The organism is Sphingomonas sp. JC676, assembly GCF_014489075.1.
GTDB lineage: Bacteria > Pseudomonadota > Alphaproteobacteria > Sphingomonadales > Sphingomonadaceae > Sphingomonas.
This window is the reverse complement of the sequence record NZ_JACTGR010000002.1, coordinates 209,694-229,356: the sequence shown is the minus strand read 5'-3', so window position 1 is coordinate 229,356 and position 19,663 is coordinate 209,694. Positions and strand designations below refer to the sequence as shown.

Genomic DNA, 19,663 nt, shown 5'->3' with positions numbered 1-19,663 from the left:
ATTGTACATAGTCAACCCCTTAACATAGAATCGACCCCAAGCTTGGAGTCGATCAGCAGTTTTTAGGGAATTGCAGTGCAGAGTCAATTGAGTACCATCGTGAGTTTACACCGAATTTACTGAAAATCGCGCGGCTGACAGTTGCGCGGGCCGTCACGGGCCGCCGGTGCCGCATCCGCTGGGGGCGTCGCGCGAACATGGGCTGGCATGCAGGCGGCGAGAAGCCTAAGTCCGGCGCCATGCATTTCCTCGATCAAGCAAAGATTTTCGTCCGTTCGGGCGCCGGCGGCCCCGGTGCGGTCAGCTTCCGGCGCGAAAAGTTCATCGAATATGGCGGCCCGGACGGCGGTAATGGCGGCAAGGGCGGCGACATCATCTTCGAAGCCGTGGCCGGCCTCAACACGCTCATCGACTTCCGCTACACCCAGCATTTCCGGGCGCCGCGCGGGCAGGGTGGCTCGGGCAGCAACCGCACCGGCGGGGGCGGGGACGATCTCGTCATCAAGGTCCCGGTCGGCACCCAGGTCCTCGCCGATGACGACGAGCGCACGCTGCTGGTCGACCTGACCAAGGTGGGCGACCGGATCGTCTTCCTGCGCGGCGGCGATGGCGGCCGCGGCAATGCAAGCTACAAGACCTCGACCAACCGCACCCCGCGCCAGCACGGCACCGGCTGGCCCTATGAGGAGGCCTGGGTCTGGCTCCGCCTCAAGCTGCTTGCCGATGCCGGACTGGTCGGGCTGCCCAATGCCGGCAAGTCGACCTTCATCAACCAGGTGACCAACGCCCAGGCCAAGGTCGGCGCCTATGCCTTTACCACCACGCGCCCGCAGCTCGGCGTCGTCCGCCACAAGATGCGCGAGTTCGTCGTCGCGGACATCCCCGGCCTGATCGAAGGCGCGGCGGACGGGGCGGGGATCGGCGATCGCTTCCTCGGCCATATCGAGCGCTGCCGCGTGCTGCTTCACCTGGTCGACGCCAACGACAAGGACGTGGCCGAGAGCTACCGCATCGTCCGCGACGAGCTGGAGAATTACGGGGCCGGGCTGCTCGACAAGCGGATCGTGATCGCGCTCAACAAGATCGACACGCTCGACGACGAGCTGATCGCCGCGCTTTCCGCCGAGCTGGAGGAAGCGAGCGGGGCCGAAGTGATCCCGATCTCGGCCGCCGCCGGAACGGGGGTGGATTGGGTGCTCGACAAATTGCTCGAAGCGATCGGCGACGGCGCCAGCACGGTGAGCGCGGACGACGAGGGCGAAGACGAGATCCAATGGTCGCCGGTTTGATCTAGAAATTCTCCCCCGGAGGGGGAGGGGGACCGTCGCGTAGCGATGGTGGAGGGGTAGTTAGCCGCGAGCGGTATGCACTATGTGCCTCACGATCGCATCGAGATCGCCAAACACTTCTCTGGCCGGGATCCGCAAGACCGTGATTCCCCGACTGACGAGCCATTCGTCTCGGTCCGTGTCACGTTGAGGCCGGTCGCCACGCGCGTGTACTTCTCCGTCGACTTCGATTGCCAGAGAATGCCGGGGGCAAAAGAAATCCAGTACATAGGCTCCGGCTGGATGCTGCTTTCGAAATCTAAGGCCGCCGGGGCGTTGCCGTAGCGCTTGCCAAAGAAGCACTTCGGGCAGCGACATTTCTCGACGCAGCCTCGCAGCGCGGTCCTGGGTCGATTTCGGGCCGTGCAGCATGCGGCGCGCTACCCCTCCACCAGCCCATGGCTGGTCCCCCTCCCCCTCCGGGGGAGGATTTGGGATGCCCATGCTTTGCGTTCATCGCAACGCCCGCTAAGCGAAAACGCCATGTCCCTCTTCCCGCCCGCCTCCTGCCCACGCCTGATCGTCAAGATCGGCTCGGCATTGCTCGTTGATCCCGATGGCGGCGTGCGGCGGGAATGGCTGGAGGGCATTGCCGCCGATATCGCCACGCGTTGCCATGCCGGCCAGCAGGTCGCGGTGGTCTCCTCGGGCGCGATCGCGCTCGGCGCTCGGCGGCTGGGGCTCCCCAAGGGCGGACGCGCCAGCCTCGAAGACGCGCAGGCCGCGGCGGCCACCGGGCAGATCGCGCTCAGCCAGGTCTGGGCGGAGACCCTGGGCGCCAACGGCCTGACCGCCGCGCAGATGCTGGTGACGCTCGACGACCTCGAAGACCGCCGCCGCTATCTCAACGCCTCGGCCACGCTCGATCGGCTGCTGGGTCTCGGCGTGGTGCCCGTGCTCAACGAGAATGACAGCGTCGCGACCGAGGAGATCCGTTTCGGCGACAATGACCGGCTCGCCGCGCGTGTCGCGCAGGCGGCGGGCGCGCAGGGCGTGGTGCTGCTGAGCGATGTCGACGGGCTCTACGATCGCAATCCCGCACTTCCCGGCGCGGTGCACATCGCCCGGGTCGAGCGGATCGACGGCGCGATCGAGGCGATGGCGGATCGCGGCTCGAGTTCGGGTATGGGATCGGGCGGCATGGTCTCGAAGATCGCCGCCGCACGTATCGCCAATGCCGCCGGGGCGCATCTCGCCATCGCTTCGGGCCGGGTGGAGCGTCCGCTTTCGGCCGGGGTACGGCACACATTGTTCGTCGCTGAAAAAGCGGCGCCGGCGCGCAAGGCCTGGCTGGCTGGCGGGCTCACCGCGCGCGGCACGATCCATGTCGATGCCGGCGCCGCCCGGGCGCTGGCGCAGGGCAGGAGCCTGCTCGCCGCCGGTGCGATTCGTGTCGAAGGCAATTTCGTGCGCGGCGATCTGGTGGTGATCTCGGGCCCCGACGGTGCACAGCTCGCCCGCGGCCTCGCCGAATATCCCAGTGACGACGTTGCTCGCATCGTCGGCAAGCGCAGCGACGAGCATGCCGAGATCCTCGGCTACGCGCCGCGCTCGACCTTGGTCCATCGCAGCCATATGGCGCTGCTATGAGCATCATCGCCATCACCGGGGGCACCGGATTCGTCGGTTCGCGCCTGATCGCGCTTGCGGTGGAGGCCGGGCACAAGGTCCGCGCGCTCACCCGGCGCGACCAGGCCGAGCGCGAGCATATCACCTGGATCCGCGGCGACCTGGAGAACCAGGCAGCGCTGGCCAGCCTCGCGGAGGGCGCAGACGCCGTCATCCATGTCGCCGGAGTGGTCAACGCGCCCGATCGCGCGGGCTTCGCGCGCGGCAATATCCTTGGCACGCGCAACATGCTCGCCGCCGCCGAAGGGGCAGGGGTCAGGCGCTTCGTCCATGTCTCGTCGCTCGCCGCACGCGAGCCGGAAATGTCGGCTTATGGCTGGTCCAAGGCCGAGGGCGACAAGCTCGTCGACGATTCACTGCTCGAGACGAGCATTGTCCGCCCGCCGGCGATCTATGGCCCCGGCGACATGGAGATGCTCGAGCTGTTCAAGCTCGCCAAGAAGGGCGTCGCGCTGCTGCCGCCCGGCGGGCGTATCTCGGTGATCGAGGTCGGCGATCTCGGACGGCTGCTGCTCGCACTGGCGGTAACCGATCGTTTCCACGCGACGTTCGACGCCGATGACGGCGTTTCCGGAGGCTGGAGCCACAAGGAATTCGCCCAGGCGATCGGCGCCGCGGTGGGCAAGCGCGTCGCCGCCTTCGCGCTGCCGCGGCCGCTGCTGATGGCGGGCGCGCATCTCGATCGGTTGATACGCGGCAAGGGCGCCAAGCTCACGCCCGATCGGGTCGCCTATTTCTCCCATCAGGACTGGGTGATCGATCCGGCGAAGCGCCCGCCGGCCAATCTGTGGACGCCGCAGGTCGAGACCGAGGCGGGTCTGGCAGCGACGGCGGCATGGTATCGCCAGCAGGGGCTGCTCTAGCCGGTGCAAGGCCCTGATGGCGGCGGGATTGCAAAGTAGGATTTCGTCTGCTTGCCTGACGGCGCCATGCCAGCAGCCCATGCCTTCTCGCCTTCGCCGTCCGTCCCGGCGCTTCCGCCATTTCGGGCGAGGCGGTTTTTTCACATAGTGGGTGTCAACCGTGTCAACTTGCGCACCGCTCACGCCCCCTTAGCGGCGCCTTTCCGCCGCATTCGCTTGGCACGTACAGCCGATCGCTTTAAGGACCCCGCCCTATGACTGACCGCGCTGAAATCTTCGAAACCGTCACCGCCCTGATCGAGCCGTTCAACAAGAAGGGTGTCGCGCTGGGCGACAGCACCACCTTTGCCGGCGATCTCGAATGGGACAGCCTGACGGTCATGGATTTCGTTGCGGCGATCGAGGACGAGTTCGACATCATCATCACGATGAACATGCAGGCCGAAATCGAGAATGTCGGCCAGCTCGTGGACGCGGTTCAGAAGCTGAAGGGCTGATTTTCAAGTGACCGAGAGCCTGAATACCTCCGACGCGTTGCCCGAGAACCCCGCCGTGATCGCGCCCGAACGCGACCTGATGTCCAAGTTCGATGGCCTGATCGCCGAGCGCCAGAAGCTGCTCGACAGCGGCGTCACCGATCCCTTCGCCATCGTCATGGAGCAGGTGAAGTCGCCCACCGAGGCGGTGATCGCGGGCAGGGACACGATCCTGCTGGGCACCTATAATTATATGGGCATGACGTTCGATCCGGATGTCATCCAGGCCGGCAAGGATGCGCTCGACGAGTTCGGATCGGGCACGAATGGCAGCCGCATGCTCAACGGCACCTTCCGCGACCATATGGAAGTCGAGGAGGCGCTCCGCGAATTCTACGGCACCACCGGCGCGATCGTTTTCTCGACCGGCTATATGGCCAATCTGGGCATGATCTCGACGCTGGCGGGGAAGGGCGAATATGTCATCCTCGACGCCGACAGCCACGCCTCGATCTATGACGGCTGCCAGCAGGGCAATGCCGAGATCGTCCGCTTTCGCCACAATTCGGTCGAGGATCTCGACAAAAGGCTCGGCCGCCTGCCGCCGGAGCCGGGCAAGCTCGTGGTGCTCGAGGGCGTCTATTCGATGCTCGGCGATATCGCGCCGCTCAAGGAAATGGTCGCGGTCGCCAAGAAGCATGGTTGCATGGTGCTCAGCGACGAAGCGCATTCGATGGGGTTTTACGGCCCCAATGGCCGCGGCGTATACGAAGCGCAGGGCTGCGAGGACGATGTCGACTTCATCGTCGGCACCTTCTCCAAGTCGGTCGGCACCGTCGGCGGTTTCTGCGTGTCGAACCATCCGAAGTTCGAGGCGATCCGGCTGGCCTGCCGCCCCTATATCTTCACCGCATCGCTGCCGCCTTCGGTGGTCGCAACCGCCGCGACCTCGATCCGCAAGCTCCGCCACGCGCACAACAAGCGCCAGCATCTGTGGGAGAATGCCCGCACGCTCCACGGCGGCCTCAAGCAGATGGGCTTTCGTCTCGGCACTGAAACGCCCGACAGCGCGATCATCGCGGTGATCCTCGAGGACCAGGAGCAGGCGGTGGCGATGTGGCAGGCGCTGCTGGAGGGCGGCCTCTACGTCAACATGGCGCGCCCACCGGCGACACCGGCGGGAACCTATCTGCTGCGTTGCTCATTGTGCGCGGAGCATACGCCGGAACAGATCCAGCGCGTGCTCGGCATGTTCCAGGCGGCCGGGCGCGCCGTGGGCGTGCTCGCCTAAAATCGCGAGAGAGACTTTCCACGAGTCGCTGGCTGGCCTAGACTTACCGCGGCATGGGCGAGCCATTAGCAGCAACCGAGGATAGCGCGCTCCGCGCCGCGAACTGGCGCATGCTGTTGCTTGCCGCGCTCGCGATGCTCGGCATCGGCGTCCTCGCGGCGCTGATCGTCATCCAGCAGACCACGGATCGCGAGCGCGACGAGGCGATCGCGCTTCAGCAGCACACGTTCGAGGTGGTGATCCGCGCCAACCAGCTCTCGGGTGCGATCTCCGCCGCCGAGGCCGCGCTCGGCCGCTATGTCGTCAGCGCCGACAAGGCGCTCGGCCAGCAATATTCGGATCAATGGGCCCGTGCGCGCGACCAGCTCGCTAAGCTCAAGCAGCTCACGGCGGACAATCCCAGCCAGCAGGCGCAGATCGTCGACCTGCAAAAGGCGTTCGAGGCGCGCGGCAAGGAACTGAGCGAAACCGCGCTCTATTCGGCGTACAAGCGCCACACCGACGCCTGGGGCAGCTATTACAGGGTACGCCAGAGCGAGGCGCGCCAACATGTCGAGACGATGCTCCAGCGCGTCGTCGAGCTCGAGCGTGGCATACTCCGCGACCGCACCAGGGCGGCGTCCGACCTGATCGAGAATTCGAGCTTCGCCACGCGCGTGCTGACGGCCTTCGGCGTGCTGATCGTGCTGGGCGCGGTGCTGCTCGGCTGGTTGGCGATCGCGGCGCAGGGCGAGCGTGCCATGGCTGACGCCGAAGCGCGGCTGGAGCGCGAACGATCGGCCGAACTGCGCGAGGCAGTGGCGGACGCGACCGCACAGCTCCGCGAAGAAGCGCGCGAGCGCGAACAGGCCGAGGCGCAGCTCCGCCAGATCCAGAAGATGGAGGCGGTGGGTCAGCTCACTGGTGGTATTGCGCATGATTTCAACAACATGCTGGCGGTGGTTCTGGGCGGGTTGGAGCTCGCCAAGCGCCATCTCCACAATCGCGGCCCCGATGCCCAGCGCCATATCGAAAGCGCTATGGACGGCGCCAATCGTGCCGCTGCGCTCACGCGGCGTCTTCTCGCCTTTTCGCGCGCCGAGCCGTTGCTGCCCGAGGGCGCCGAGGCCGCGACCCTGGTCAGTGGCATGTCCGATTTGCTCGATCGTACGCTCGGCGGGGCGATCTCGGTCAAGACCAGCGACGCCGGCATTGGCTGGCGGATCTGGGTCGATCGCCACCAGCTCGAGAACGCGCTGCTCAACCTCGCGGTCAACGCGCGCGATGCGATGGAGGGGCGGGGCAGGTTGATGATCGCCACTGGCGGCAAGACGCTGGCGGAGAACGAGATCGGCGAAAGCGCGGCCGGCGATTATGTGACCATCGCGGTGAAGGACACCGGCTGCGGGATGACGCCCGAAGTGGTCGAACGCGTGTTCGAGCCGTTCTTCACCACCAAGCCGGTGGGCAAGGGAACCGGACTGGGGCTCAGCCAGATTTTCGGCTTCGTTCGCCAATCGGGGGGTGAGATCGGAATCGAGACGGCACCGGGCCAGGGCAGCACGGTAACGCTCTATCTGCCACGCTATCTGGGCGAGGCGGCCACGGTCACGGCCACCGCCGAAGTCGAGGCGCAGCCGGTGGCGCCTGCCACCGACGGGCTCGACATCCTCGTCGTCGAGGACGATCCTCGCGTGCTCTCGGCGACGCTCGGGGCGCTGCACGAACTCGGGCATCGCGCGACCGGCTGCGGCGATCCGCTTGCCGCGCCTGGGGCGCTCGCCCGGCTCGGCACGGTCGATCTCATACTGACCGACGTGCTGATGCCTGGACAGACCGGACCCGAGATGATTGCGGCGATGGAAAATCGGCTAGATGGAGTCGCGGTGCTGTTCGTCACCGGCTTCACCGGCGAGGCGGATGCTGATCTGCTCCGCGGCAGGGGGGTGTTGCGCAAGCCTTTCACCATGGCGGCGCTTGGCCGGGCGATCGACGAGGCAGTCGATCAGGAGGCCCGTCGCCCGCGCGCGGCCGCGGAATAGCGCTCAGGTCTTCGGCTGCAGGTGGCTTTCGAGCATGGCGTTGGTGGCCAGCTCGCGCGCCTTTTCGCGCGGCAGCCCCAGCGCCTTGGCCATCGGCGCCCCGAGCAGTGCATCGCCCAGCGCCATCAGGACGAGCTGCAGCGTCTCCTCCTGCAGCGACGTGCCCTCGTGCGGATGATCGCGGCCAATCATGTCGACCAGCCTCTGGATCGCCTCGAGGATCGGATCGAGCACGTCCTGATTGCCCGTCAGGATCATCCAGCTTGCCAGCGCACCGGCGCCGCCGCGATCGAACGCGTCGAAGGTCAGATCGACCACCTCGCGCGGATCATGGTCGGTTTCGCGCGCGCGCAGCACGGCCGCGCCGATTTTCGCCGTCACCTTCTCCGCAAGACTCGCGACCAGCGCCTTTTGCAGCCCGGCGGCCGAACCGAAATGATGGAGCAGATTGGCATGGGTGCGTCCGATCCGCGCCGCCACGGCTTTCAGCGTCACCGCCTGCGGACCTGCTTCGATCAGCAGCGCGCGGGCCGCTTCGAGCGCGGCATCGCGGGATTCTTCGGGTGACAGTCGCCTGCGTGGAGTTATTGACATTAGTGTAAGTAAACTCTATGCGCCCCTTAGGGCAACCGGCTTAGTGGAGGAATCTTCATGGCGAAAGCAAAGACTCCGGCCGACCTCGCGATCACCCCGCGCGATCGCCGCTTTGGGCGCGACGCGGGCCAGTCGCGCTGGTGGTTCGACGGCGATCCGGTCGCCACGGCGTTCCATAACGCGCTGTCGATCACTTTCCCCAAGGGCGAGGCCTTCTTCATCGAGAGCGTGAAGGCGTTCCGCGACGGCACGCCGCCGCGGCTGGAGGCCGAAATCCGCGCCTTCACCCAGCAGGAAGTGATGCACAGCCGCGAGCATGTCGCGTTCAACAAGCGAGTGACAGAGGCGGGCTACGACCTCGATCCGCTCGAACGGGTGGTCGACGAGATGCTGGCGATCGTGCGTCAGCGCCCGCCGATCGTGAACCTGGCGGCGACGATGGCGCTGGAGCACTATACTGCGATCCTCGCGTCGCTGATCCTGAAGGACGCGCGCTATTTCGGCGGCACCGACCCCGAACAGGCCGCGATGTGGCGTTGGCACGCGATCGAGGAGCTCGAGCACAAGGGCGTCGCCTACGACACCTGGCTGCACGCGACCCAGGGCTGGAGTCGGTGGAAACGCTGGAAGCTCAAATCGCTGATGATGCTGCTCGTCACCCTCAATTTCTGGCGCAAGCGCATCCAGGGCACGCTCGAGCTGCTGCGCCAGGACGGGATCACGGGGTGGCGGGCAAAGTGGGGGGTGACTTGGTACCTGCTGGGCCGGCCCGGCCTGCTGCGGCGGATTGCTCCGGCATGGGCGGCCTATTTCCTGCCCGGCTTCCACCCCTGGAACCATGACGACCGCGCGCTGATCGGCAAGGCGGAGAGCGAATACCGGATGGCGCCGGCTTGAGAGGGACGGTCCGCCACCCCGGTGTCGTGCCGGGGTGGCGGTAGGGATCAGCGCGCGTGGATGTTCAGGCCGCCATTCGGTGATTCGGGTCTACGCCGCCGCAGTCGCTTTCGACGAGGTCGATCTCGAATCGCGCGCAGGGGGCTTCGGCGCCGCGGCCGCGCGAGTAGAGCGACACCACTCGACCGGTGGGGTGAAAGCCGAGCTTGCGCAACACCCGGCCCGAGGCGGGGTTGTCGATGAAATGACCCGCGGTCACGCGCCGGATACCGGCAGCGCGCGCGGCGCGGAGCACCGCGGCACCGGCCTCGGTTGCATAACCGCGGCCCCAGGCATCAGGGGTGATCCAATAGCCGAGCTCGTGCGGCTCGCCGCGCAGGGGGCTCACGCTCATCCCGCCGACCAGCCGGATGCGCTCGTCCCGATGTTCGAAGACCAGAAACCTGGGCTCGCCGGGATCGGGCAGATTCGCGACGAACGTCTCTGCCGCCTCGATGGGGTAGGGCCACGGCGCGCGGCTCAGGTTACGCACGACGGCCTCATGGCCTATCGCCTGGGCCAGCTCAGGCGCGTCTTCCGCCCAGCCGGGTCTCAATGTCAGTCTTTGCGTACGCACAAACATGACCACTCTCCTTGGTCCTGCAGCGCCTCCTAAGCCCATCACTGTGACGTGCCGGTTTCGCTACGATGTCAGGGAGCACGAAAAAAGGGAGCCGGGGTGACCCGTCTCCCTTTTGCGGTCTGTCCATCCAGACCGGGTCACCCTGGTGGGCAACCCGGCTGGTTACCCGATGTTATTCAGCAGCCTCTGCAATCATGTCTACCGAACAGAACTTGCGGCCGAGCTTGCCTTCCTTGAACGACACGCGGCCGTCGACGAGCGCGAAAAGGGTATGGTCCTTGCCCATGCCCACGTTCACGCCCGGATAAATCTTGGTGCCGCGCTGGCGCACGATGATGTTGCCCGCGACGACGGCTTCGCTGCCGAACTTCTTGACGCCGAGACGACGGCCAGCCGAATCGCGACCGTTACGCGAAGAGCCGCCTGCTTTCTTATGTGCCATTTGCTATACTCCTCGTATCTCGCGCTTACGCTTCGGCTGCCGGAGCTTCCGCCGTGGCGGGAGCAGCATCGGCCTTCTTCGCCTTGGGCGCGGCCTTCTTCTTCTCTTCCTGGGCACCGATAGCGGTGATCTTCAGGATCGTGTGGTTCTGGCGATGGCCGTTCTTCCGGCGATAGTTATGCCGGCGGCGCTTCTTGAAGACGATGACCTTCTCGCCCTTCGCCTGCGCAACGATTTCGGCCGAGACGGTCAGACCGTCGGTCGGCTTCAGCTCCGAGCCTTCGCCGGCGAGCAGAACGTCGCCCAGCGTGACCGACGAGCCGGCCTCCCCGTCGAGCTTCTCGACGACGATCTTGTCTCCTGCGGCAACGCGATACTGCTTGCCGCCCGTGCGCACGATAGCGAACATGGCTTCTTCTCTAAATCAAATGCATGTGCCCGCCAGAGCGTGCTCCGGCAGGAGGAAGGGCGCAGCTATGCGAAAGGTGTGCCTATGTCAACCGCCGACGGAGAGGAAATGGCAATTGCGTGACTGCAAATGCCGCTCGAAAGCTTGTCACATATATTCCCCCTTTCGTCACCCGGACTTGTTCCGGGGTGACGATCGATGGGGAGGCAAATGCGCGGCCGGCGAGTCGCATCCCGGCCGCGCATCCGTCCTCAGGCCAGAGCGGTCTTTCGGACGAGGCGATCGGTCTGCCGGCGGCGGAGTACGCCGCCGACCGCGCCGAAGCCGAGAATCATCATCGCCCAGCTCGACGGTTCGGGCACCCCGCCGGCGACGATATCGCGCACCGTGAAGCTGATATTGTCGAGACCGGCGTCGAAGCCGTCCGGACCCCAGCGCAATACGATGCCGTCGCTGAACCAGCCGCTGTTGATCGCCAGGCTGAGGTGATTCGGATAGAGCGTGGAGGTCGATCCGCTGGCGATCGCGGCGCCGCCCAGGCTCGCGATCGTGTAATTGAGCAACTGGCAGGTCGCCCGGTTCTGGTAGCAGGCGGCGTCGAAGCCGTTGAGCGAGATCTCCTTGCCGGCGCCGGGAGTGAAGACGATCTCCGAGATGTAGCTCGTGCCGTTGCCGCCGCCGTAGATGACACGCGACAGATCGCCGTAACCGCCGTCCCAGGACTGGAGATAGTCGGTGTACTGCACCATCGTCGCCGCGACATAGGACTTGTAGGCGACATCGACGATGCCGGCGGCATCGCCGTAATTCTGGCCGATCTGCGTGCCGTTGCCGCACGCCTGATTACCAGGTGCGCCTCAAATGTCGCCCGCAAAGGTCAGCACGGTGGTCTGCGCCTGCGCCGGCGCGGCGATGGCGGTCGTTCCGATGGCGGCCGCCATGGCCAGCATCGCATTGGTCGATCGTTTCATAGCGGCTCCCCTGTGAATCACATGCCGGGAGCCGAGAAATCGAACGCTCCCGAGCATAATGCGGGGACCGGCCGGAAACCGGGCCAGGTTGGATCGATTTTTCGCGATCAGCCTGCCCGCGACGGTATCGTCGCGGTTCAGGTCTGCCGATCCGAAGCTTAGTGGCGGTGCTGGGGCTTCAGCTTGTAGCGGCCGGCGGCAAATCCGTCGAACAACCCGCTGATGCCGGGATGGTCGACCGGCTCGTCGCTCTCGTCGACCACCAGGTTCTGCTGGCTGACATAGGCGATGTAGCTCGAGTCGGCGTTCTCTGCGAGGATATGGTAGAAGGGCTGATCCTTGCGCGGGCGGACATCCTCGGGAATCGCCTCATACCATTCCTCGCTGTTGGCGAAGACGGGGTCGACATCGAAGATCACGCCGCGGAATTCGAACAAACGGTGGCACACGACATCGCCGATGGCGAAGCGTGCGGTGGCGACCGGGGGCATGGGGACCCCGGCTTCATAAGGCGTGAAGGAGCCGGGCGATTGCGTCATGCACCCAATTTAGTGCGTTCGCGGCGCTGCACAAGCACCGCTTGCAGCCCGAGAATCATTGCGCTAATGGCCCCCGCTCTAACGACCGGTGCCGTTTTTGGGAATTTCCCTCCAACGGCATCCAATGACCTCGCGGAGAGGTGGCAGAGTGGTCGAATGTACCGCACTCGAAATGCGGCGTGGGTGCAAGCTCACCGAGGGTTCGAATCCCTCCCTCTCCGCCACTTTCCCTTTGCATGTAGACGGCGCGCCGAGTGCGCAGCCACAAGACTCAGCAATACGCGGCCGCGGTAATAGGGCGCATGCTTGACGCGCGGCGCGATCGGGCAGAAACTTGCGGGGCAATTCGGGAGGTTGGCGGGCCGATCCTGACGGCCCGCGACTCCCAGCCACCGAATGGGGGCAACATGCTGACGCTGAACGTCAATGGTGCCGCGCATGATGTCGACGTGCCTCCGGACATGCCGCTCCTCTGGGTATTGCGCGACGTAATCGGACTCACCGGAACCAAGTTCGGCTGCGGCATCGCCCAGTGCGGCGCCTGCACCGTGCATGTCGACGGCCAACCCTTGCGCTCGTGCCAGCTGCCCGTAGGCACGCTGGGCACGCGCGCGGTCACCACGATCGAGGCGATCGGCGAAACGCCGGCGGGGGCGAAGACGCAGCGCGCCTGGCTCGATCTCGAGGTCGTCCAGTGCGGCTATTGCCAGTCGGGCCAGATCATGGCGGCCGCCGCGCTTCTCGCCGCTACCCCTTCGCCGAACGATGCCGATATCGACGCCGCGATGGCGGGCAATATCTGCCGCTGCGGCACCTATGTCCGGATCCGCGAGGCGATCAAGAAAGCCGCGACCGCCGCCTGAAATCCCCAAATCCGAGGCCTGTGCCATGACCGTCGCCACCGCAGCAGCCGGACCCGCCTTTTCCCGCAGGACGCTGTTGCAGGTCGGGGTGGCGGTAGGCGGGGGGCTGATGGTCGGGTTCGTCGCGCGGGGCGAGGCGGCGCAGCCAGCCGTCACCGGCTTCGCGCCCAACGCATTCATCCGCATCGATCCGGCGGGGCAGGTCAAGCTGGTCATGCCGCAGGTGGAAATGGGGCAGGGGACCTATACGTCGCTCAGCATGATCCTGGCCGAGGAGCTCGATGCCGACTGGCACAAGGTCGTGTTCGAGCATGCCCCGCCGAGCGACGCGCTCTACGGCAATCCCGCGTTCGGGCTGCAGGCGACGGGCAACTCCAATTCGGTCCGCGCCTTCTGGACGCCGCTCCGCAAGGCGGGCGCAGGGACGCGCGCGATCCTGGTCCAGGCCGCCGCTTCGGGCTGGGGCGTCGATCCGGCGAGCTGCCGGACCGAGGCCGGCGAGGTGATCCACGACGCCAGCGGCCGCCGCATCGGCTATGGCGCGCTGGTCGGCCGCGCGGCGGGATTGAAGCCGCCCGCCGATCCGCCGCTCAAGGATCTGGCGAACTTCCGGCTGATCGGCAAATCGCTGCGCCGGCTCGACACGCCCGAGAAGGTCAACGGCACCGCCAAATACGGCATCGACGTGATGCCGCCGGGCGTGAAGTTCGCGACCTTCGCGCACGCGCCGGTGCTCGGCGGCAAGGTCGTGCGCGTCGACGACAGCCGGGCGAAGCTGGTGCCTGGGTTCCGACAGGTGGTGGTGCTCGAGGATCTCGTCGCGGTGGTCGGCGACCATATGTGGGCCGCGCTCCAGGGGCTCGCTGCGCTGGACATCGACTGGGCCGACGGCGCCAATGCCGGCGTCGACACCGCGCAGGTCCGCGAGTTGCTGGTCAAGGCAAGCAGCCGGCCGGGCGTGGTAGCGAAGACGGTGGGCGATGTCGCCAAGGCGCTGGGCGACGATGCGATCGAGGCCGCCTATGACGTGCCGTTCCTCGCGCATGCGCCGATGGAGCCGATGAACTGCACCGTCCATGTCGCCGGCGGGCGCTGCGAGATCTGGGTCGGCATCCAGGTGGTGAGCCGCGCCCAGGCCGTCGCGGCCAAGGTGACGGGCCTCCCGCTCGACCAGGTGATCGTCAACAACCATCTGATCGGCGGCGGGTTCGGCCGACGGCTCGAGGTCGACCAGGTCGAGAAGGCGGTGCGGATCGCCCAGCATGTCGATTCGCCGGTGAAAGTGGTCTGGAGCCGCGAGGAGGACATCCAGCACGACGTCTATCGTCCCGCCTGGCACGACCGGTTCAGCGCGAAGCTGGACGGCGGCAAGATCAGCGCATGGCGGCACGTCATCACCGGATCCTCGGTGCTGGCGCGCTGGCTGCCGCCCGCCTTTGTCGACGGCAAGGATTTCGACGCGGTCGATAGCGCCGCCGACATGCCCTACGACATCCCGAACTTCGAGGTCTCGCACGTCCGCGAGGAGCCGCCCGGGGTGGTCACGGGCTTCTGGCGCGGCGTCGGGCCGGCACACAACGTGTTCGTGATCGAGAGCTTCATCGACGAACTGGCGCACAAGGCGGGTATGGACCCGGTGCAGTTCCGGCTCGGCATGCTCGACAAGGCGCCGCGGCTGAAGACAGCGCTGCAATATGCCGCAGAGAAATCGGGCTGGGGCACGCCGCTGCCGGCGCGCTGCGGGCGCGGCGTCTCGGTCCAGCCTTCGTTCGCGAGCTGGATCGCCAATGTGACCGAGGTCGAGGTGGACGAGAGCGGTGGGGTCCATCTGCGCCGAGTGACCTGCGTCGTCGACACCGGCATCGCGGTCAATCCGAACACGGTTGCGGCGCAGCTCCAGGGCGGGCTGATCTTCGGGCTGACCGCGGCGCTGTTCGGCGAGATCACGATCGACAAGGGCCGGGTGCAGCAGAGCAACTTCCACGATTATCGCATGCTGCGCATGAACGAGACGCCGCCGATCGACGTCTATGTGTTGCAAAGCGGCGAGGCGCCGGGCGGGATCGGCGAGGCGGGAACTACTGCGGCCGCGCCCGCGCTCGCCAATGCGATCTTCGCGGCTACGGGCAAGCGGTTGCGGCGTCTGCCGGTCGACCGCGACGTTCTGGCCGGAAGGAAAGAGGCATGAGCGCCCGCCGCATCGTGCTGATCGTGCTGGCCGCGATCGTGGTGGTCGGCGCGGGCATGTTCGCCTGGATCGGCTTCGGGCCGGGACCGATGGCTTTCGCCGGCGGACGGGCGGTGACGCTTGCCGAGTATAAGGCGGGATCGCCGACCGGCGTGCCCGCCGACTTCGCCTCGGCCGACCCGGTCGAGCGTGGCAAATATCTGACAATTGCGGCCGATTGCCAGGCCTGCCACACCGCCCCGGGCGGCACGCCCTTTGCCGGCGGGCGAGCCTTCAACCTGCCGTTCGGTACGATCTGGTCGCCCAACATCACGCCCGACAAGAAGACCGGCATCGGCGGCTGGAGCGATGCGCAGTTCCTCGCCGCGCTGCGCGAGGGCAAGGGCCCCAAGGCACACCTGTATCCGGCGATGCCCTATGCCTCGTACACCTTCCTGACCGACGCCGACGCGCTCGCGATCCGCGCCTATCTCAAGACGCTGGCGCCGGTGCACCAGCAGCGGCCCAAGCTGGCCTTTTCCTGGCCGTTCAACCAGCGCTGGCTGATGACCTTCTGGAGCGGGCTGTTCAATCCGAACCAGCGCTTCCGGCCCAATGCCGATCGCAGCCCCGAATGGAACCGCGGCGCCTATCTGGCCGAGGCGCTCGGCCATTGCGGCGAGTGCCACACGCCGCGCAACATTGGTCAGGCGATGGACAACCGCAGCAAATATGCCGGTGCGGTCGCCGCCGGATGGCGCGCCTTCAACATCACCGGCGACAAGGCTACGGGCGTCGGGGGCTGGAGTGACGCCGATCTGGCGCAATATCTGTCGCAGGGCCATGCGCCCGGGCACGGCACCGCGGCGGGGCCGATGCGTGAGGCGATCGATCTCAGCCTCAGCAAGTTGACCAAGTCCGACATCGCCGCGTTGGTGACCTATCTCCGCACGATCCCGGCGGTCTCCACGCCTGGCCAATCGCCTTCACCGGCCGGGCCGGCGCCCGCCACGCACGCCGTCGCCGCGGCCGACGACCATTCGCCGCTCGGCAAGAAGATCTTCGAGGGCGCCTGCATCGGTTGCCATGCCTGGAACGGCAAGGGCGCGCTGACCGGGCTGGCGACGCTCACCGGATCGAGTGCGGTCAACGATCCCGAGGCGATCAATGTCGCGCAAGTGATCATCCAGGGCGCCAGTGCGCGCACGCCACAGGGCCAATCGGTCATGCCGGCATTCGGGCATGCCTATAGCGATGCCGAGATCGCCGCGGTGGCGAACTATGTCACTGCGCGGTTCGGCGCGAAGCCATCGAGCATCACCGCAAAAGACGTGGCGGCGCTCCGCAAGGCGGAATAGATTAGCTCGTGAACCTATAAAATCGAATGACAGCTAACGGCCCCGTTGCGGACGTTGGCCGCGGCTCAGGTGATGCCCGAAACCTGCCGTTCGTTCAGCAATCCGTCGATTGGCGGCTTAGATCCCACTTCCGGCCATTCGCGATTTATGAGTCTACTGCCTGGTTTCAGACCAGGAGCGCGGAGGCCGGGCTGCGCTTACGGGTTCCCGGCCCGGATCACTTGCAGCTATCGTCCTCATAGTCGATCTCGAGCACGATCTTACGCACGCGAACCCGCTTCGCCTTTTCGAGGCTAGCGCATTTCAACAGGTCTTCGACGTCAATCCGGCAAAGATCGTGCATGCACTTCCCGTCGCCGGAAACCACCGAATATTTCATGTCCGGATCGATATTGAAGCTCATGCCGCCAATGATGATCCCGTTGGCCTGGGCCGTGACGTGAATGAGGGTGTCGGCACTTCCGACTACCATTTCGCGCGTGAAGTCCCCGCCTTGCTTGACGTCGATGAGGACCTCTTTCCGGATACCGGGCTTGAGGCCGAAATTGCTGCCGCCGGCGCTGACGATGCGCACTTCCCAGCCGAGGCGCACAAGGAAGTCGGGCAATGTGGCGGTCAGCTTGATGCGCGCTTCGCCCGGCAGCGGGTTATAGAGTGCAAACGGGCGGCGCGACAGCGCGGCCTTGAGAGGTTGCGCGCCGCCACCACCAGGAACCGGCGATACATTTCTCTGCGCGACATTGTTGTCGTGCGGTACCAGACGCCATTCGGGGATGGAGCCGGTGATGCGACCATCGACATTCGCGGGATCCCCCGTCGCGTAGACCGTGAAGAACATGCACTCGTGGCTGACCTCGCCCGGGGTCCATTGAAATGGACCGACCACGACGCCGGCGCTGTCATTGCCCGCGATGCTCGGCGCCACGAGAAGCACGTCCGTCATGGGGATCCAGTCGTCGGGATAGGTTAGGCCGACCGACGGATAAGCGTGGTAGCCGCGAACCACGACGTTGTTCGCCGTTTGGCTGCCGCGATTCTTGACGCGGACATAGGCATAGTTGGTTTGACCGACGATAGGTTCTTCGTGCGCGGAGCCACCATCGGCGGCGCGCCGGTTCCAGATGTCCTGGCAGTTCCAATGGTTCCACTGATACTGATATTCTCCAGCTCGGCCATCATCGATATACACATCGACCGCCGGCGGACGCCCCACGCTCGTTACGGGGTCGCCGGATGCGCGGAACAAGCCCTGCTTCTCGAAAGACCAGCGGATGACCTTGCCATAGGCACCGCCCGCATGGGTTTCGGCGGGATTCGCCGAGACGAAACTGGATGCATCGGCGGATTCGAGTTTCTGCTCATAATCAGTGCAGGGTGCGAAGTCGGTCACGCCCGTCTTGTTGACCGCGGCGGCGGAGGTCGGCGTCAGAAGGCCGACCGCCTTTAAGATCAGATAAGCCGCGAAGCGGGCGGCAAATGCCTTGCTGTTCAGGTCACCGGAGTCGCCGCCGATCGAGCGATAGACTCGGAAGAGTGTGGTCGAGAGAATCTGTTCGCTCTTATAGGCGCCGTTGTCGTTGCTGCCTCCCCAGCCCCAGCCCGTGGCGACTGCTCGATCGTGGCGCCGCGGGCCCGCAAAGTCTTCGTCCCAGAAGAGCGTGAATGGGAAGGTTATGAAGCGATCTGATCCCGTCAGCGCGCTCAGCGGATCATTGAGAATCGCCGCGAAGCTGTCACCCTGGCTGTGCGAGAAGCCGAGATTGGCCCGGCTGATATGGTCGTACAGGATGCCGTGCCCGCCAATTTCGTGGAGAACCGTGCGCCAGTCGCATGCGCTGCCGAGCGGGTCAGAGGTGTTGCTAGTATCCGCCAACTCGAAATTGACACCTCCGATGCCGTTGCCGGTCGAATTGGCCGGGCAGTTGGCGTTCACCGTGTTTCCGAACCGATGGTTTGCCTTCAAGGGAAACGTCGTGCCGTCGAGGTAGCTCGACAGGCTGAAGCCCATATCGACGAGCATGCCGAAGAACCGGTTGCAATTGTGATAGGCGTTCACCGCCGAAAAATCATTGGTGCGGGAATCGTACTGAAAGTCGAACGGGCTCGTCTTTGTCGGTGACGTCGCATTGGACGAGCTGACGAAGACACGCGATCCCGACAAGGCCTGGGTACCGTTGCTCGGCGCGTTGAGATCGAGCAGCGTGATGGAGTCCCGGAATCCGTTCAGGACGGAAGTGGTCGAGCCGGCCGAATTTGAGGTGCTGCCGGATTTCGTGATGGGATCGGTTAGGAACACGGATCCGGTCACGCCATCGATCAGTGCCTCGAGCAACAGGATTGTCCTCGTTTCGACTTCGATCAGAGCGACCCAATGTAGATCTTCGAAGCCGGGAACCGAGAGCGTGAAATAGGCTTCGAGCGCGACATAGAAATTGCCGTCGACAATAGAGTCCGGAAGGGGAGGCAGCGGCAGGGTGGGCGGCGTGAAAAGCTGCTTCTGCTGCTGACGGTCACCGCGCTTGACCGGAGCGTGAGGCTGACGGTCGCGCTCCTGATATCGAAAGACCACCAGCCGCGTGCGGTTCACGACCGGAGGCCGGCGTGTCTTGTCATCGGCCTTTTGATTCAGGATTTCCGATAGTTCCGGCGAGGTAAGTTTGACGGCACGCTTCACGCTGTCGGCTTTCGGCGCCTTGACCTCGATCGCAGGATGAAATGTCGCGCTGGAGCTGAGAATTCGCAGCGGATCGGTCGCCATCACAACGTCTAGCCCTGCATAACGCACCGGCAACCCGAAATAGGTCTGCACGATCGACACGACGGCCGACCCTGAAACCCGCTTGTCCTCGAGAAGCCGGAAGGAAACCTTGGCGTCGATGGGCATTCGCTCGGGAGCGAGAAACAGTTCGGTGAGCTGGGCGGCATCGATGCCGTATATGCCGGCGACATCGTGCAGATATTTCTGAGCCGCCTGGAGCGGTGACGCGCTCTCCATGCTGATCGGCATCTGGTTGTGGTTGATCAATCGAACGCGACCGTGATCGTCGTTTTCCAGCTGGAAATCCTCGAGGTTCATATCTCCCTCCTTCGATTGCGCTGCCGATGACGTGTCCCTCAGGCCGATCGAACGCCCATCATTTCTGGCCCTGTTCGAGCGACCAAGAAGGCGGAGTGCATTTCCTAAAGCGCGTCG

General features: G+C 65.4%; 17 protein-coding genes, 1 tRNA gene and 1 pseudogene. 11 read left to right on the top strand and 8 right to left on the bottom strand.

Going from position 1 to position 19,663, the window contains the following annotated elements:
- Positions 1-239: 239 nt before the first annotated feature.
- A complete protein-coding gene (gene obgE / locus IAG41_RS07960; RefSeq protein WP_187728587.1) occupies positions 240-1,289 on the top strand; it encodes a GTPase ObgE in 1,050 nt (349 codons plus the stop codon).
- Between the two features lie 60 nt (positions 1,290-1,349).
- On the opposite strand, the gene IAG41_RS07955 is transcribed toward obgE, so the two are convergent.
- The gene (locus IAG41_RS07955; RefSeq protein ID WP_316251137.1) at positions 1,350-1,646 is read right to left on the bottom strand and encodes an endonuclease domain-containing protein; all 297 of its coding nucleotides are present in this window, start codon (positions 1,644-1,646) and stop codon (positions 1,350-1,352) included.
- 165 nt (positions 1,647-1,811) lie between these two features.
- Here IAG41_RS07955 and proB point away from each other — a divergent pair, with 165 nt between their 5' ends.
- The 5 genes from proB to IAG41_RS07930 all read left to right on the top strand — a co-directional run bounded on the left by proB (position 1,812) and on the right by IAG41_RS07930 (position 7,608).
- The gene (proB, locus tag IAG41_RS07950; protein ID WP_187728093.1) at positions 1,812-2,918 is read left to right on the top strand and encodes a glutamate 5-kinase; all 1,107 of its coding nucleotides are present in this window, start codon (positions 1,812-1,814) and stop codon (positions 2,916-2,918) included.
- Positions 2,915-3,820 (top strand): NAD-dependent epimerase/dehydratase family protein, encoded by a 906-nt coding sequence (locus IAG41_RS07945; RefSeq protein ID WP_187728092.1) that lies wholly within the window; start codon positions 2,915-2,917, stop codon positions 3,818-3,820. The genes proB and IAG41_RS07945 overlap by 4 nt, the downstream gene beginning before the upstream one ends.
- Before the next feature lie 254 nt (positions 3,821-4,074).
- Positions 4,075-4,317, top strand: coding sequence for an acyl carrier protein (locus IAG41_RS07940; RefSeq protein WP_187728091.1), 243 nt, complete (start codon positions 4,075-4,077; stop codon positions 4,315-4,317).
- A gap of 79 nt (positions 4,318-4,396) precedes the next feature.
- Positions 4,397-5,587, top strand: coding sequence for a serine palmitoyltransferase (gene spt, locus IAG41_RS07935; protein WP_222950628.1), 1,191 nt, complete (start codon positions 4,397-4,399; stop codon positions 5,585-5,587).
- 53 nt (positions 5,588-5,640) lie between these two features.
- Complete coding sequence (locus IAG41_RS07930; protein ID WP_187728089.1) at positions 5,641-7,608, top strand: ATP-binding protein; 1,968 nt, start codon at positions 5,641-5,643, stop codon at positions 7,606-7,608.
- Between the two features lie 3 nt (positions 7,609-7,611).
- Here IAG41_RS07930 and IAG41_RS07925 read toward each other — a convergent pair whose 3' ends face one another.
- A complete protein-coding gene (locus IAG41_RS07925) occupies positions 7,612-8,202 on the bottom strand; it encodes a TetR/AcrR family transcriptional regulator (protein ID WP_187728088.1) in 591 nt (196 codons plus the stop codon).
- Between the two features lie 57 nt (positions 8,203-8,259).
- Between IAG41_RS07925 and IAG41_RS07920 the strand changes: the two genes are divergently transcribed.
- Positions 8,260-9,099, top strand: a complete 840-nt coding sequence (locus IAG41_RS07920) for a metal-dependent hydrolase (RefSeq protein ID WP_187728087.1) — start codon at positions 8,260-8,262, stop codon at positions 9,097-9,099.
- A gap of 64 nt (positions 9,100-9,163) precedes the next feature.
- On the opposite strand, the gene IAG41_RS07915 is transcribed toward IAG41_RS07920, so the two are convergent.
- The 5 genes and pseudogenes from IAG41_RS07915 to hspQ form a co-directional block, all read right to left on the bottom strand.
- Positions 9,164-9,721, bottom strand: a complete 558-nt coding sequence (locus IAG41_RS07915; RefSeq protein ID WP_187728086.1) for a GNAT family N-acetyltransferase — start codon at positions 9,719-9,721, stop codon at positions 9,164-9,166.
- Positions 9,722-9,893: 172 nt separating this feature from the next.
- On the bottom strand, positions 9,894-10,163 hold the full coding sequence (gene rpmA / locus IAG41_RS07910) for a 50S ribosomal protein L27 (protein WP_180144722.1): 270 nt from the start codon (positions 10,161-10,163) through the stop codon (positions 9,894-9,896).
- A 25-nt stretch (positions 10,164-10,188) separates the two neighbouring features.
- Positions 10,189-10,572: a 50S ribosomal protein L21 gene (gene rplU / locus IAG41_RS07905; RefSeq protein ID WP_187728085.1), complete on the bottom strand. Its 384-nt coding sequence runs from the start codon at positions 10,570-10,572 to the stop codon at positions 10,189-10,191.
- A 251-nt stretch (positions 10,573-10,823) separates the two neighbouring features.
- Positions 10,824-11,000, bottom strand: a pseudogene (locus IAG41_RS23530) (PEPxxWA-CTERM sorting domain-containing protein); the annotation flags it as partial.
- Positions 11,001-11,701: 701 nt separating this feature from the next.
- Complete coding sequence (gene hspQ / locus IAG41_RS07895; protein ID WP_187728083.1) at positions 11,702-12,082, bottom strand: heat shock protein HspQ; 381 nt, start codon at positions 12,080-12,082, stop codon at positions 11,702-11,704.
- A 134-nt stretch (positions 12,083-12,216) separates the two neighbouring features.
- Here hspQ and IAG41_RS07890 point away from each other — a divergent pair.
- The 4 genes from IAG41_RS07890 to IAG41_RS07875 all read left to right on the top strand — a co-directional run bounded on the left by IAG41_RS07890 (position 12,217) and on the right by IAG41_RS07875 (position 16,470).
- Positions 12,217-12,306 (top strand) — tRNA-Ser (locus IAG41_RS07890).
- Positions 12,307-12,489: 183 nt separating this feature from the next.
- Positions 12,490-12,945, top strand: a complete 456-nt coding sequence (locus IAG41_RS07885) for a (2Fe-2S)-binding protein (protein ID WP_187728082.1) — start codon at positions 12,490-12,492, stop codon at positions 12,943-12,945.
- A 25-nt stretch (positions 12,946-12,970) separates the two neighbouring features.
- Complete coding sequence (locus tag IAG41_RS07880; protein WP_187728081.1) at positions 12,971-15,133, top strand: xanthine dehydrogenase family protein molybdopterin-binding subunit; 2,163 nt, start codon at positions 12,971-12,973, stop codon at positions 15,131-15,133.
- Positions 15,130-16,470, top strand: a complete 1,341-nt coding sequence (locus IAG41_RS07875) for a c-type cytochrome (protein WP_187728080.1) — start codon at positions 15,130-15,132, stop codon at positions 16,468-16,470. The genes IAG41_RS07880 and IAG41_RS07875 overlap by 4 nt, the downstream gene beginning before the upstream one ends.
- Before the next feature lie 217 nt (positions 16,471-16,687).
- Here IAG41_RS07875 and IAG41_RS07870 read toward each other — a convergent pair whose 3' ends face one another.
- Positions 16,688-19,546: a hypothetical protein gene (locus IAG41_RS07870; protein ID WP_187728079.1), complete on the bottom strand. Its 2,859-nt coding sequence runs from the start codon at positions 19,544-19,546 to the stop codon at positions 16,688-16,690.
- Between the last annotated feature and the right edge of the window lie 117 nt (positions 19,547-19,663).